At 49.6% G+C, this 14621-nt stretch carries 13 protein-coding genes; 4 read left to right on the forward strand and 9 right to left on the reverse strand.

The annotated features are described in order from the left end of the window. Positions 1 to 17: 17 nt before the first annotated feature. Entirely contained in the window at positions 18 to 374 is a 357-nt protein-coding gene (locus ACZ5ZZ_RS11045) for a VOC family protein (RefSeq protein WP_041577782.1), read from the reverse strand. 26 nt (positions 375 to 400) lie between these two features. Between ACZ5ZZ_RS11045 and pepN the strand changes: the two genes are divergently transcribed. Beyond that, entirely contained in the window at positions 401 to 3022 is a 2622-nt protein-coding gene (gene pepN, locus ACZ5ZZ_RS11050) for an aminopeptidase N (protein WP_464131146.1), read from the forward strand. A gap of 66 nt (positions 3023 to 3088) precedes the next feature. Here the strand turns inward: pepN and folE are convergent, their stop codons facing one another. Next, a complete protein-coding gene (gene folE / locus ACZ5ZZ_RS11055; protein ID WP_464139375.1) occupies positions 3089 to 3799 on the reverse strand; it encodes a GTP cyclohydrolase I FolE in 711 nt (236 codons plus the stop codon). A gap of 61 nt (positions 3800 to 3860) precedes the next feature. Continuing rightward, complete coding sequence (locus tag ACZ5ZZ_RS11060) at positions 3861 to 4535, reverse strand: PilZ domain-containing protein (RefSeq protein ID WP_464139377.1); 675 nt, start codon at positions 4533 to 4535, stop codon at positions 3861 to 3863. 79 nt (positions 4536 to 4614) lie between these two features. Here ACZ5ZZ_RS11060 and ACZ5ZZ_RS11065 point away from each other — a divergent pair, with 79 nt between their 5' ends. Together ACZ5ZZ_RS11065 and ACZ5ZZ_RS11070 are read left to right on the forward strand one after the other, a co-directional pair. Further along, positions 4615 to 5778, forward strand: coding sequence for a hypothetical protein (locus tag ACZ5ZZ_RS11065; protein WP_464139379.1), 1164 nt, complete (start codon positions 4615 to 4617; stop codon positions 5776 to 5778). 8 nt (positions 5779 to 5786) lie between these two features. Beyond that, positions 5787 to 6422: a hypothetical protein gene (locus tag ACZ5ZZ_RS11070; RefSeq protein WP_464139381.1), complete on the forward strand. Its 636-nt coding sequence runs from the start codon at positions 5787 to 5789 to the stop codon at positions 6420 to 6422. On the opposite strand, the gene ACZ5ZZ_RS11075 is transcribed toward ACZ5ZZ_RS11070, so the two are convergent. From ACZ5ZZ_RS11075 to ACZ5ZZ_RS11100, 6 genes are all read right to left on the reverse strand, one after another. Continuing rightward, positions 6419 to 6901: a YceI family protein gene (locus ACZ5ZZ_RS11075; protein ID WP_464120688.1), complete on the reverse strand. Its 483-nt coding sequence runs from the start codon at positions 6899 to 6901 to the stop codon at positions 6419 to 6421. The genes ACZ5ZZ_RS11070 and ACZ5ZZ_RS11075 overlap by 4 nt on opposite strands. Before the next feature lie 54 nt (positions 6902 to 6955). Then, the gene (locus ACZ5ZZ_RS11080) at positions 6956 to 7969 is read right to left on the reverse strand and encodes a c-type cytochrome (RefSeq protein WP_464131152.1); all 1014 of its coding nucleotides are present in this window, start codon (positions 7967 to 7969) and stop codon (positions 6956 to 6958) included. 107 nt (positions 7970 to 8076) lie between these two features. Then, positions 8077 to 9342, reverse strand: coding sequence for a hypothetical protein (locus tag ACZ5ZZ_RS11085; RefSeq protein ID WP_464120686.1), 1266 nt, complete (start codon positions 9340 to 9342; stop codon positions 8077 to 8079). Between the two features lie 10 nt (positions 9343 to 9352). Next, positions 9353 to 10768 carry a hypothetical protein gene (locus ACZ5ZZ_RS11090; RefSeq protein WP_464131154.1) on the reverse strand — a complete coding sequence of 472 codons (1416 nt, stop codon included), beginning with the start codon at positions 10766 to 10768 and terminating at the stop codon, positions 9353 to 9355. A gap of 24 nt (positions 10769 to 10792) precedes the next feature. Then, the gene (locus tag ACZ5ZZ_RS11095; RefSeq protein WP_464131156.1) at positions 10793 to 11473 is read right to left on the reverse strand and encodes a hypothetical protein; all 681 of its coding nucleotides are present in this window, start codon (positions 11471 to 11473) and stop codon (positions 10793 to 10795) included. Between the two features lie 3 nt (positions 11474 to 11476). Then, positions 11477 to 13342: a hypothetical protein gene (locus tag ACZ5ZZ_RS11100; RefSeq protein ID WP_464139383.1), complete on the reverse strand. Its 1866-nt coding sequence runs from the start codon at positions 13340 to 13342 to the stop codon at positions 11477 to 11479. Between the two features lie 396 nt (positions 13343 to 13738). Between ACZ5ZZ_RS11100 and ACZ5ZZ_RS11105 the strand changes: the two genes are divergently transcribed. Next, entirely contained in the window at positions 13739 to 14587 is an 849-nt protein-coding gene (locus ACZ5ZZ_RS11105) for an outer membrane beta-barrel protein (protein WP_464139385.1), read from the forward strand. The last annotated feature ends 34 nt before the right edge of the window (positions 14588 to 14621 follow it).

Here is a 14621-nt window from a genome sequence, read left to right on the forward strand (position 1 = left end):
GGTGACCGGGGCTTTTTTTATAGTTCGCACAGTTCGATGGAATGGCCATCCGGGTCCAAGACAATGGCCTTCTTGCCGTCGGGCATATCTGTCGGGTCCAAAATACACATGGCTCCAGGAACTTTCACAAGCTCCTGCACGGTCTTTTCCAGGTCCGTGATCTTAAAGCCCAGCTGCAGGCTCGGAATCTGAGACCTCTGCGGGTTTTGGATATTGTACAGGGAAAATTCCACGCCATTGTGAACGGCTCTGTGGACTTCACTCCCCTTATCAACTTTTGACGCTGTAAATTGAAAGCCGATAATTCGATAAAAACCCAACATGCCCTGTAGCTGCGTGGTGTTTATTGTGATAGAAGTGAAAAGTAAACTCATCTGCCCATTATCCGAATCGAGGCCTTATGAAACAAGAGAAAATTTATCTGAAAGACTATAAAGCCCCCGCCTTTGCGGTGGATTCTGTAAACCTCGACTTCAATCTAAATGAGGACTTTTGTCGAGTTGTGGCAAAAAGCCAGGTTCGCAGAACCGAAGCTGGCGCTGCGCTCCGCTTAAATGGCGAGGAATTGAAGCTGGTCAGTATCAAAATCAACGACCAAGCGCTTAGCAAAGACCAATATCAAATCACGGCAGAAGAGCTGATTGTTCCGTCAGTTCCCGACAGCTTCAGTTTGGAAATTGAAACAGAACTGCAACCGCAAAACAACACCTCTCTGGAAGGGCTTTACAAGTCCAATGGGATTTTCTGCACTCAGTGCGAGGCTCAGGGCTTCCGCAAGATCACCTTCTTCTTTGACCGCCCGGACGTGATGACTTCTTATTCTGTGACCATCGAAGCGGACAAACAAAAGTACCCGGTTCTGCTGTCCAACGGCGATCGCATCAAAATTGAAGACCTGGGTAACGGCCGCCACAAAGCCTTCTGGAAAGATCCACACAAAAAGCCGTGCTATCTTTTTGCCTTGGTGGCAGGCGACCTTGGGGTTATCCGCGACACCTTTACCACTGTGAATGGTCGCAAGGTGAACCTGGAAGTCTATGCCGCTCATGGCAAACAAGAGCGCTGCTGGCACGCGATGGATTCCCTGAAGAAATCAATGAAGTGGGATGAAGAGGTCTTTGGCCTTGAGTATGATCTGAATGACTACATGATTGTGGCCATTGACGATTTCAATGCCGGCGCCATGGAAAACAAGGGACTGAACATCTTCAACTCTCGCCTGGTTTTGGCAGATTCCAACTCGGCAACTGATGTGGATTTCCACAGCATTGAATCTGTTGTGGCTCACGAATACTTCCACAACTGGACTGGCAACCGCGTGACTTTACGTGACTGGTTCCAGTTGTCTTTGAAAGAAGGTTTGACGGTCTTCCGTGATCAGGAATTCTCTGCTGATATGACCGATCGTGGTGTGCAGCGTATTGAGGACGTCGATGCCTTGCGTGCCGGTCAGTTTGCCGAAGACGCGGGCCCGAATGCCCACCCGGTTCGCCCGGAATCCTGCATGGCCGTGGATAACTTCTTCACCATGACAATTTACGAAAAAGGATCTGAAGTCATCCGCATGATGCAGACGATTGTGGGTCGCAAAGGATTCCGCAAGGGCATGGATGAATACTTCCGTCGTCATGACGGTCAGGCTGTCACCACCGAGGACTTTGCTTCGGCCATCGCGACTCCCAACGGCAAGGACTTCACTCAGTTCCGTCGCTGGTATCATCAGGCGGGAACTCCTGTGGTCACAATTCAGGAAAGTTTTGATGCTGCCAAAGGTGAGCTGACTGTGACGCTGGAACAAAGCTGCCCAGCCACTCCAGGCCAGCCGCACAAAGAGCCATTCCATATTCCATTGATGATGGGACTTTTGGACAAATCCGGCAATGAGCTGACTCTGAACTGCGACAAGATCACAGTGAACAGTGATGGCAAAAACCTGATTGAACTTAAAGAGCAAAAAGAAGTTTACACTTTCAAAGGTCTGAAAGACCGCCCGGTTCTTTCAGTGCTGCGTGAATTCTCGGCGCCGGTAAACCTGAAATGGGAAGCCTCTGAGGAAGATTTGTACTTCCTGATGGAAAAGGACACAGACTCTTTCAATCGCCGTGAAATGGCTCAGAAGATCTCTTTGCGCTTGCTGCGCAACTTGATCGGACAAGCCCGCAACAAGCAGACTTTGACCGTGGACCCACGCTTTGTAAAAGCCGTCAGTGCCACGATTGCCGATGAATCCATGGATCCGTCCTTCAAAGCCAAGATGTTGCAGCTGCCAAGCTACGCCGTCTTGGCACAGGAAGAATCCGTTCTGGATGCCGAGGCCTTCTATCAGGCCCGCACAGCTCTTCGCCAGGCTATCGCAAAAGAAAACCGCGGCGCTTTGCTGAACATCTATCGCAAGTTTCATAATGTGGAACCGAAAAGCCGTGACACCAAGGTCTTTGGCCATCGCTCTTTGAAAAATCAGGCCCTGGCTTACTTGGCAGAACTGCATGACCCGGAAATCATGGAAGCTGTGAATAAACAGTACTGGGAAGCACAGAACATGACGGACCGTATGACCGCCATGATGATCCTGGCGGACTCAGAATCCGCTCACCGTGAAAAAGCTCTTCAGCACTTCTATGAAGACTGGAAAGATGATTCCGTGGTTCTGAATAAATGGTTTACCGCACAGGCGACAACCAACCGCAAGCAGGTTCTGGAAGACGTCAAAGCTTTGACGAAGCATCCAGCGTTCAACATCACAAACCCGAACAACGTCTATTCATTGCTGCGTGCCTTTGGTGCGAATCTGGTTCGTTTCCATGACCCTAACACCAACGCTTACGAGTTCTATGCTGACAAGATCCTTGAGATCGACACCAAGAACCCGCAAGTGGCCGCCCGCCTTTGTGCAGCCTTCAACTTTGTTCAGAAGCTGGAGCCTGCCATGAAAGAAAAAGCCCTGACTCAAATCAAACGTATGGTCGCAGTGGAGTCCTTGTCCAAGAACTCCCGAGAACTGCTACAATCAGCCCTGTCCTAAAAAACAAAAAGGGAGGCTACAGCCTCCCTTTTTTTCGCAACGCTTCTGCAAAAGTAAGCAGGTACCTTAGAATTTAGTGCGGCAGTGCTGCAGGAACTCTTCACGCGTTTCCATGCGGGTTTTAAAGTGACCACGCAAATCCGCTGTCGAGGTCGTGCTGGAGGTGTCTTCAATACCTCTCATCATCACACAATAGTGCTTGGCATTGATATGAACCGCCACATGCTCCGTTCCAAGAATGTACTGCAAACAGTCCACGATCTGCTTGGTCAGGCGTTCCTGAACCTGAGGACGTCTTGAAAAATACTGTACAATGCGGTTGATCTTGGAAAGACCAATGACTTTTTTATTGGGGATATAAGCCACGGTGGCGAAGCCATCAATAGGCAGAAAATGGTGTTCGCAGAAAGACAAACAGCCGATATTTTGAACCACGATCATCTGATCATAGTTCATCTTGTTTTCGATCACTGTCATTTTCGGAAACTTTTTCGGATCCAACCCACCGAAGACTTCATTCACGTACATTTTCGCCACTCGACGTGGCGTTTCACGCAAACTGTCATCCTCCAGGTCCAATCCCAGTGTCTGCATGATATCCGTGAATTTCTCCGCGATGCGATCAATCTTTTCCTCGTTGGTCAGACCATTATGCACCATCGGAGTCGGACGCACATTTTCCAGAATTTGCTTCACAGTCGGAGTTCCGTCGGACAGCAAAGCGTCCTCTTTATTCTTGGCTGCTTTCTTGGATGTCTTCTTTGTTGTTTTCGCCATGCGACCACCTTGTTGGAAAAGCCCACTTATGCCCTAAAAATAGCAGAGACGAAAGAGGATTCTATGTTTTTTGCAGATTTTGGCTGGAAAGCCACTGACGAAGCAGTTCTTTTTCGCTGGAATTAAGGTCTGCGAAATGCAGGCGCAGGATTCCGCCCTGCAAGTCAATCACCTTGGCGGCACACTGAATATCATTGATCTCGGAAAGCTGAACAGAGACCGTCTGTCCCTTTTGGTAAGACACCCCCTCCGGGACCGCGATGCGGGCGCCGGTATAGGACAGATCCACAGTCTGCGCTTCCACACGCCCCTCTAGGAGCACAGAGGTGGCCACCACGTAACGGTCGCCCGTGGGTGCAAACCAATTCTGACGGCGATCCAGATAAGGATAACGGAAGAACGAAAACACAGTCCCGACAATAAACACAACAATAAGGCAATCCAACAGTCGTGCTGAGCTGATGATGGGGTCTACCGTATTAAACTCCTGAATCAGATGATAAGAGGTGTTCACGACAAAGGCCGCACACAGAACAACCCCGAGAATCCATGAGGATTTGTGACGAATCATCAGCGTCACTCCCGCACCGAAAACGAAAATCCAGCTGAGCCAATTCAGAATAGACACGCCAGATCTTTGCATCATCAATGCATCCAACATCGGCGTCAGGATCAGCACCGCCGCAGCCATTTCAACCGTCCGAGGACGTTGTAGTGTGGTTGTTTTTGTTTCCATGGAAAACTTATCGGCCAGTATCCGTTCCAGATATAGATTTTTATTGATTATCTCGCTTCCTCACTTAGAATTTCTCATTGTGAGACACATTAAATATCTTCTGCCCGCCTTCATCTTTGCAGCGATTCTTAAAACCGAAACAGCTTCGGCCTACCCCGACTTTATCGGCTATTCGTACTCCTCCTGTATCACCTGCCATTACAATGGTCTGGGTGGCGGAGCCCTGAATGATTACGGCCGCGCCCTGTTTGCTGGCGAAATCACCTCACGTGCGGTCTTCCCTAAAACGATGGATGACGAAGAAATCTCAATGAAGTCCGGATTCTTGGGAAGTAAGCCACTTCCCTGGTGGTTCCGTCCCGGCCTGAAGTACCGTGGCTTGTGGCTGAAAACCTCGCCAGGCTCCAAGGATACTATCGAGAAGTTCTATAACATGCAAAACGACGTGAACCTGAACTTCTTCCTTGATAAAAAGCAAACCTACGCCCTGATCACCACCGTCGGCTATACAGGTCAGGAAGCATACTATGGGAAAACCAACACATGGTTCATGCGCGAATACTATCTTCGCTGGAAACAAAGCAACAACCTGTGGATCTATCTGGGGCAAATGGACAAAGCCTTCGGTATCCGCAACGTGGACCATTCGGCGGTGAACCGCAAAGTCATCACTTTGGGACAGTTTGACCAGTCTCAGGGTGCTATTGCTCACCTCACGTATCCCGACTGGGATATTGCCCTGAATGCCTTCTTCGGAAACGCGGCTCAAGAAGACAATGCAAAGCAAAAAGGCTATTCCGTCGCCGGCGAATATCAGGTTTATGAAAAATTCAAAGTCGGTGGTTCTTTCCTTATGTCCGAAAGTGACCTTGAAAAATGGAAGCTTGCGGCCTTTACAACTCGCATGGGCCTTTCTAAAGGATCTGCGATTATGGCTGAGGTTGGCTTAAAAGAACGCACACCGCAGATCGGCACAACAGACCCCGAACTGGGCACTTATGCGCTGGTACAGACCCTGGTGAATCTGGAACGTGGATACAATCTTCTCTCTGTTATTGAGCACTCCAAAAGAAGCATCACCGAGTCCTCCGACGAAAGCATGAAGTGGTCTGTCGGAGCTTTGATGTTCCCTCTGCCTCGCACGGAATTGCGCGTGATGGGCGTTAACAATAAGACTTATCCATCTTCTGGTGGCGCGGAAGATCAGTGGTCCTTGCAAGGGCAAGTGCACGTTTCATACTAGGAGCAATCATGAAAAAAACACTTCTTCCCCTTCTTCTGACACTGGGCCTGCTGACTCACACTGCTTTTGCCCAGGAGGACTCTGACGACACTGTTGGCGAAACAACCGCAACTGAGACCGCGGCAAAAAAAACCTCCCGCGTCCGGGCACAGCAAAATTGGGGACTGAGTCTTTCGACTCTTCAATGGAATGAAACCTTGCGCGTGCAAGACGGAATCAACATGAGTCGACAGCCCGCCAACTACAACGCCATCACCGTCACTCTGATGAAAGAGATCACTTACTACCGCTGGGGCTGGAGCATGGGCGCTTTTATCGGATCAGGTCGCGCCAACGGTGGTATTGCTGGCGAAGGCTATCTGCAGGACAAGGTTGCCTTCACCACCTATGGAGTTTCTCCACGGGGATTCTATCGCTTCTCCGGACGCATCAATGCCGGGCTCACCTTGATGGGCATGTACAAAAATATTGACTGGCCAAGAGAAACATCCACGCAAATTGTCGATGCCGGACGCAGTCTTTATGTCGGCGGACTTTTGGATCTGAATATTAGAATATTTAGAAAGTGGGACTTTTATTCTGGCGTTGGCCCCCTGACAGAGGGGACCACGCTTTGGAAAATCGGCGCGAACTACCGCTTTTAGGATTTAACCGGCACAGCCACATTCAAAGTGATTTCGTCTTCAACGCCAACACCCATGTAGTTGATGTCCTTGATGCCGAAATCGCTTAGTTTCAATTTAAACGTGGCCTTCAGCACCTTGCCTTCAATCTTGTAAGATCCCGCGATATCTTTTTCCACACCACGGATTTTAATCTTACCCGTTCCTTTACCACCCTTACCCGTGGCGGAGATCAAAACCGCTTCAGGATACTTGCTGGTCTCCAGATACTTTTGTGTGTGCTTGTCCCGGACTTCCACGCCTGTTTTCAGGTTTTTCAGATTCACCACGATATTTTGCGCAGAAACCTCGTCCCCTTTAACAGTCGCCTCACCCTTAACATCGGACGTCTTGCCTTTAAAATCCCCCATCGGATTCAAGACAACATCCACGACCACACTTTGTGCCACCGCTGCAGTTGAAATCCCCATTGTGACAATCAACGCTGTCAAAAACTTCATATGTAACCCCTCCACCCTTACTGGTGATTGTTGTATCAACGTACTTAGTTGTTATTAATTTTCAATGCTGTTAATCCAGTCGGCAACGGCCTGAACTTCGGCCGCCGTCAACGTGTTATCCGTCGGCATATTGGCCGGACCGGAACCGGTCGTGGCACCCTTTAAGCGATAGTACAAGCGAGATCCCGCCAGATTTTTCGCCCGCACCCAGTTGTTGGCCAAAGCTTTAGTCTCGGTCATGTTCTTCAAATTCGAACTGTGTGTATGGCAGGTCACGCACTTCGCATCCAGAAGGGCTTTTACCGGCGCGAACTTTGGATTTTCGGTGGTCGTATCATCCTTGCCTTCGTTCGCAAGACTTGGATCATAGATCACATTCTCAATCAAATTATTGGTCGCGATATAACGGGACATCACATTGAGTTCGCTCTTGGTCAGGACCGCAGCATCATCCGTATGTCCGCCATAGACGACATACTCATAAACCTGACCACCCGAAGGTGCGACTTCAACACTCTTGGCCGTGTAGGAAAAATCATCCGGAGTGCCCACTTTTTGAATGGTTCCCGTCTGCACCACACCATTAATCAAGAGCGAGATTTCAGTGGTCTTAGTCCCGAATCCGGCGGCAATCACCATTTTGTCACCCGACGATGGCAAATTGGTTTCAATAAACGCATAATTTGAAGCATTGACCGCCGCATGAGTCGCACGCACTTTGCCATCAGCAATAGAGATAAAGGCATCTTCCTGGTTGACTCCTGAGGTCACCGAGATGATTTTGCCGGTCGCTGAACGGTCCACCGCCACAACGACAGAAATCTGGTTGGCCATAAAAAGAGACTTAGTAACGAAGGAAGGATTTCCTGGCTTTGACCAGAATGACAACTCTTCGGCATTCAGAAGCTTCGGCAGCGCTTTCTGGTCCAACGCCGTCTGCGAATCAAATAGCCCCTGCTCGTACAAAACCTGGTCCTGCAACGCAAAGTCACTGCAGTTCTGAAAACCCAGAACCATTGCCAAAACGGCAACAACAGCAAATGTCTTCTTGAATCCCCCAAGTTTCATTCGTACGCTCCCCACGACTACTTATCGGACACACAGACTATATCAAAAGCCGTTTTGTCTGTTTTTCCCCTTTCACAGCAAAACGGCTCATTTTAAGACACACCACTTTACTGCGGTGTATTCGTATCAACCCACTTATCGACGATCGCGCGCATGGATGAAGACATCACACCACTGCGTGGCATCGGATTTCCGGCATCGTTAACACGTCTTTTAATCGCTGCCGCCTTGGACTTGGCTTGATTGTAATTGCTTAAGTCCAGACCTCCGTCTGCAGAGGTCCCAGAGTGACAGCTCAAGCACTGGGTTTTAAACACATTCACTTTGCTGTCCGTGCCCACCAACATGCTGTAGGTGACCACAGCCGGGGTTTCATCCACCGGCACAACGACATTGGATCCGATTCCACAAGTTGCAGTTGATTCGGCCTTTTCAATGGAAGTAAATTGCAAAGCAAATTTATCTGTCGTCTTAGCCGAAGACACAACCAGCAACTGGGCGTTCCCCACTGGAGCCAGATTCAAAGCAGTCCCCGGACAAACAACCGCATTGATACTGCGGTAAACAGTTGCTGAATCGAAAAGCACATTGTTGACATAGAAGAACACCCCACGCACACGATACTTCGCCGTGCCGGAAGTGATGGAAATCGTTGGATTGCGCACGGCATATCCGACTTCAGTCCCGTTCACTTTTGCCACTTGAGCGTCTAATGAGATCTTCAGAGGGAACAACGCCGCTTTGGCCGGCATGTCCGCCGCTGTACTCATGTTCCATTCCAATTTGCTCCAGACGGATGAATCCGCCTTGCTGTTCACGATCGCGGCATTGGCCTTGTAATTGGTGACAACAGACTTGTCTTCACCATCCACGCCCTTACAACTCAGGAAAGCAGACTGGGCCGTTTCCCACTCGCTCTTCAAACTGGAAATTGTGCCGTTGTGAGTAGCACCTGTGTACGGCGGATTGTGCGTTTCGCTGATCGCATTCAGGGAAACCAGCTGATAGCCTTTGTCTTTAAAGACCTGATAGGACATCAACGAATTCTTGGAGGCAAAGGCCGGTGCCTCGTGCTCACCATTGTGACAGCCGGCACAGTTTTGCTTCAAGAATTGATAATAGCCTGAACCGAACTTGGCAAACAGCTGATCCTCACAAAGATCTCCTGTGCTGACATCGCCGTCGGTCTCTTCCTCCTCACCGGGAGTCACGTCGCCCCCAGCACTGGAACTACCCTGGCTGACCAGCTTCACTGACTGAGCATCGATCTCGAAACCTTCTCCCAGGCTCTGAGCGCAGTTTTGAAAACTCACCACAAGGATGAGTCCCCCGATTAAGGCGCCTGATATCTTCAAGGCTTGAAGTTTCTTCATTCGCTTCCCCTTAAGCTACGTGAAGTTTAACAACTTTTTCAACGTCATCGGCCTGCAGTGTGGCCGGTGCAAGTTGCTTGAACATCCCCATTTTATAATTCAGATTCAGATAGTTCGCCAGAATCGCAGCAGCCACATAGTCCGGGCGCGAGCCCACCAACGTGGTGTTGTCCACACTTTGATCGGCCAGATAGTGACCGATCTGTGTCCCACTTGAAGTGACCTTGCCTCTTGGATCGAAGGCGATAATGAACTGCAAAGAAGACGTGTAATCACTGGACCAGATTGTGGTGGCACTGTCAGAAATTTCTGACACGCAAGCCCCGTCCGTTGTCACCATCAGGAACAACGGCTTTTGCATCTGACTTGCCAGTTCCAGCATACGGCCAATCTGAACCCCGGCATCGAAATCCTTCTGGTCGGCCGCTGTTCTGACGCCTGGAGCATGATAGTCATACCCACCCAGCGTGATCCGGCCGTGCGCGATATTGCCATTTAAAGCATTGTAAACCACACCTGCAGTCACAGCGGTGGCATTGTTGGCGGCGGTGCCTGTGTTGATACCATAAACTCTTTGCACCACGGCATCTTTGCGCGGATCAACACCACTGGCGCCACCGGCTTTGATGATATCGGCAGATTTAATACCTGCCTCTTGTAAAGCCAGTTTCAGACCATCATCTTTGGAATTCAGACGCGCGATCTGGGACTGGGTCATCTTACCAATAAATGAACTTAAAGTTCTTTTTTGAGCCGCGTTCAAAAGCCCGTTATCAGCCAAAGTGCTGGAATAGTTCAAAGCACCGAACATGTTGTCCAGACTTGCAAGCTCCAGCATGGTGTTGGGCGACGTAAACACTGGGCGAAGATTCTCGGCACCAGCACCCTGATGCACGCCGGGTAGAACTTTTCCAATCAGACCGGCGCGTTCCAACGGACCGGACAAATCGTAAAACGGCCGAAGCGCCGCCTGACCTGCGGTGTCGTTCGCGGTGTCTGTACACAAGGCCACCAAACGGGTTTTACCCAAAGTCGCTGCCGAGGCCACAGACTGAATGCCTTTATGTAAACGGGAACTGGAGGCAAAGTCAGCCCCCATCACTTTTTCAGTCGCAAAACCGGCTCTTCCCAAACCCAGCTTGCTATAAGAGCTTAAAAGACTTCCACCTTTATCTTTTACAACGAAGTTCCCATGCAAAGCAGCTCCACCACTCAAACTTAAAGTTATAAAGGGCATCATTGGCGCTACCGATTCATCGGCCTGTGCACGGCTGGTCATACCCAGAATGGAAGTTACTGCTCCTGGCACCGCCACGCGGGCCGCAAAGGACAGAACACCTGTTTCCAGCAGTTCCCTGCGGGAAAGCTTCAGGCTGGAGATATCTGTTTTTTCATCCAGTACTTTTTTTAGTTTATCGTTTTTCATCTTTCCCCCACTGTCCCCAAAAACTTACAGAAGATATGAATCCGGAACGGCCAGCATTCCCGTACAGATGAACACGGCGAGCTTGTCAGATTCGGCCGCCTTGCTCATCGCAGATGAATCCAGCGTGCTGAAGTATTCATCCACCGCCTGTGTGATCAAAGTCAGTTCCTCTTTAGACGGCTGACGCATCCAGAAGCGGTCAATCAGGGAAATGTAGGTGTTGATGGCACCCAGCTTCCCATAACTTGAAGGTCCCTTGGTAAAATCAATATACTTAAACAGATCCTTCGTCCCCTTCTTTTCCTTGATCACAGCTTGCTGGCAAACCACCCCTGCCAGCGACGTGATCGCAATGATTGAAGGGGAATTCACCTGACTCAGATCGTTCTGAGACACCAGCAAATTCCGACGATAGTTGATCTCATCATTCACGGTTTTCATGTTGATATCCGTGCGGGAAAGCCCCAGCAGTGACATCATGGATTCCAGGGTTTGCTTTGCATCCACCGGAGCCCCGTCGATATCTGTTTGCGCTTTTGAATTGCCGGAGCTGCCATTGGGCACCTCCTCGCCACCGCCATTCGAAGTCACCTCTTCAAGACTTGCAAAGTCCACCTGTTTGGCGCAGTTCTGGAAAGACGCCGCCACAAACAGAAAAGAGAATGTCACACCAATCACAGCACCAATTTTATTTCTTGCTTTCATGGCTTATTCCCCTTTCACCACGCCGCAAACTGGATCCAGCGCAACTTCCGCGTACAGATTCTTGAGGTTGTAACCAACGGCCTCAAAACGATCCCCCAGGCGCACCAGTGTGGAGTATTGAGTGGCTTCCAACTTCTTCAAACAAACGCTTTCATACACACGTTTAGCCATGCACTGGCTGAAACGACGTGAATCCGAAAGCATACGACCAAAATCCTTAACGCCGGAACCGCCTGCAGAGGCAGGACCGCGCCAGCCAAAGAAGGAGGACTTGCTGCCCAAAGTGGCATTGTTCACAAAGTTATCGCTGTTCACAACGAACCCATAGGGATAGCTGCCTTTGTTCATTTTCACCGCCACACCCGTGGCGGAATCAAAGTTGTTACGAGGGAACTGGCGCAACTGTCCCTTAGCCTGCAAGTAGGGCGTCGCCAAATTGATAGGCGCAGGGCGGCCTTTATTGATCAACTTCCCCAGAAGGCGGGCTTTTTCGGTGTCAGCCACACGAGCTGCCGTCAACTTGGCATTGTAAAAAGCATAGATCAAAGACTGATCTTTCTTGACGTCCAAATTACAAAGCAGGAAGCCATCTTCCCGAGTTTGTGCCGTGCCCGCGGTCGTTCCCAGTTTATTCAGACATGTTGCTGTATATTCAGCCACATAATCTGCCGCACGATAGTTGGTTTTAATTGTTGCCAACAACGCCTGATTGGCGGCAACAGCGCGATATTCTGCCATCAGAGCATTTGCGACCGCTGGGTCGCGGATGGTATCCAAGGTTTTACGTGTTGTCTCTGTCGCAACAGCCACGGTATCCCCACGGCTGACCAAGTAGTCCACACGTGCTTTGAACCATCTGGAGTTTTCCTGACTGTTTGCCAGTTCCGGAACAATCTCATTCAGTGTTGGCGTGACATAGTCTGCATAGTACTTATTATAGTCAGCCAGAATGCCCTGTTGAATATAGAAGTCGCCGTTCATCTGGGAATATGTTCCTGTCGCACCCCCATGGGTAAAGTTCACATACTCCATTTTTGCGAAGGCACCGCGCATACCATCCATCACAGAGTGGCAGCTTTTGCAGCTGGTAAGATATTTATTATGATCCCCTGCTGGGAAACGCTCGACATCGCGCCCAACGTATTGGTCAGAAGCACTGGAGTCAGCCGCTTCCGCCATGGAAACACAAAGGAATTGCTTCAGGGAAAATTCCACCGCACGGCGGTTGGTACCACCACTGAGATTTCTTTCCGCAAATGTGCGCGTGGTGAATATCCCCGCAGGTTCCGGATGAGTCCCTAAAGTCACAATCTGGCCGCCCTGAAAATTGGCCTGAGTGATCGCCGTATCCCAGAAGTTCTTCACAAGCTTCTGGCTGCTGTTTTTCACCAGAATATTCTTGTTGGTCATATCCAGGTAAGAGGTTTCAACAGGCGTATAGTTGCTCTGGTTTATGAAGCGGGTTCTTTCATCCGTATCGTTCGCGATGCCACGAACCTCGTAAGAATAATTTGCCGTCAAAACTTCGCGAAAGTCCGCATTATCCCGAACCACACCAACGATCAAAGCCGAGAAGTCATTGAATGGAACTTTGACCGACTCATCTTTATTGGAAAGACGGAGGGAAAGATTTTTTACCTGGACATTCAAAAAATCCGGCGTCGTCGTGATGTAATTGGCGGCAGCCCGGTCGTTGTTCTGAGAAATATACTCAACGACCTTCTTCAACTCCGGTTTGGTGGAAGACACCTTAACGCCAGTCATTCTCTCGTAGAGTCTTTTGGCCTTTAACATGTCTTTATCAGCTGCGTTCGCATTTGCCACAGACAATGCCGACGCAACTACAACCAAATATTTGTAGCCCCTCATACTCAATTCCCCCTGAGTGTTTACATTATCGTCTAATTCAGGATAAATTGTGATGGCATCGCGAAATATTTTTCATCTGAAGATACAGTCAATTGCTTCGACAGCACATCATCCTGAGACACTTTTTGGGACAAACAACACCTAAGTGCTTGATCTGTGGTCCGCACTGTATTCAAAGTGAGACACCCACCCCGCCACCGAGGTGGGTAGAAAGTGTTCCGCCCCAATCTGAGCTGACATTTTTCGCCAGTTTTTTGTTTCACTTCGAGAATAAGATCGCCTGATTGCAGGGGGCCCTGGCAATTCTGGAGGCTTCTTCAGTAAAATCCGGCCTTTGAAATTTCAAGTCAAATGATCTTGCCTTTAGTTCCAATCGTATCTGTCGATAAGATCAATATGAGATTCTTGATTGCAACACTAATGATATCATCTTTGGTTTCACCAGCTTGGGCGCTTAAAACAGTCGTTGTTAAGAATGACCGAGCCTTGATTGATCTTGAAGGCGAATACCTGCAGGTCGGAGACAAGGTCGGTGCCCGCGACAGTGATGGCAAAGCCCGCGCTCTGCTGGAAATCAAACAAATCAAAAATGGCAAAGCAGTAGCGGCCATTTTAAAGGGCAAAATGAGTCAAGAATTCTCTTTGAGCAAAATCGGCGCTGGCAAAGCTGCCTCCTCTGCCGCCAGCTCGAAGTCCGCTTCCGTCAAGAGTTCCAGCAGCAAATCTGCCTGGGGGGTGACGGCCGGCTATGCCATGAACAACATGACGGTCAAGCCCAGCCCCAGCTCTTCGGTCTCTCTGTCCGGCAGCAGCATTAATGCCTCTGGCTTTTATCAGATGAATCTGGATGGAAACATCAGTGCCCGCTTCCTTGGTGGTTATGAAACCCTGGTGGCCAAAGGCACTTCTTCCAATGTCAGTTGCCCTGGTTCTGAATGTTCAGTGGACATCAGCTATCTTGGGGTCGAAGCCCTGGTGCGCTACTCTTATCTTCGCAACACCAAATTTGATGCGTGGGTCGGCGGCGGTCTTGGTTTCTTATTCGCGATTGGTAAATCCAGCAACGTTCTGAACACCAGTAAGATCAGCACCAACCAGACCTTCGTTGGCTCTTTGGGGCTAGACTATCACCTGAGCAAGAAGAACTTCATCCCGGTTCAGCTGGATTATGCGATGTACCCGGATAATAACACTTCTTCCGCAAACCAAATCATTCTTCGTGCGGGCTGGGGTATCAACTTCTAATGCCGATACCGATATTTGTTAAAAAGTAAGGTGC

It is taken from the genome of Bdellovibrio sp. HM001 (assembly GCF_055397275.1).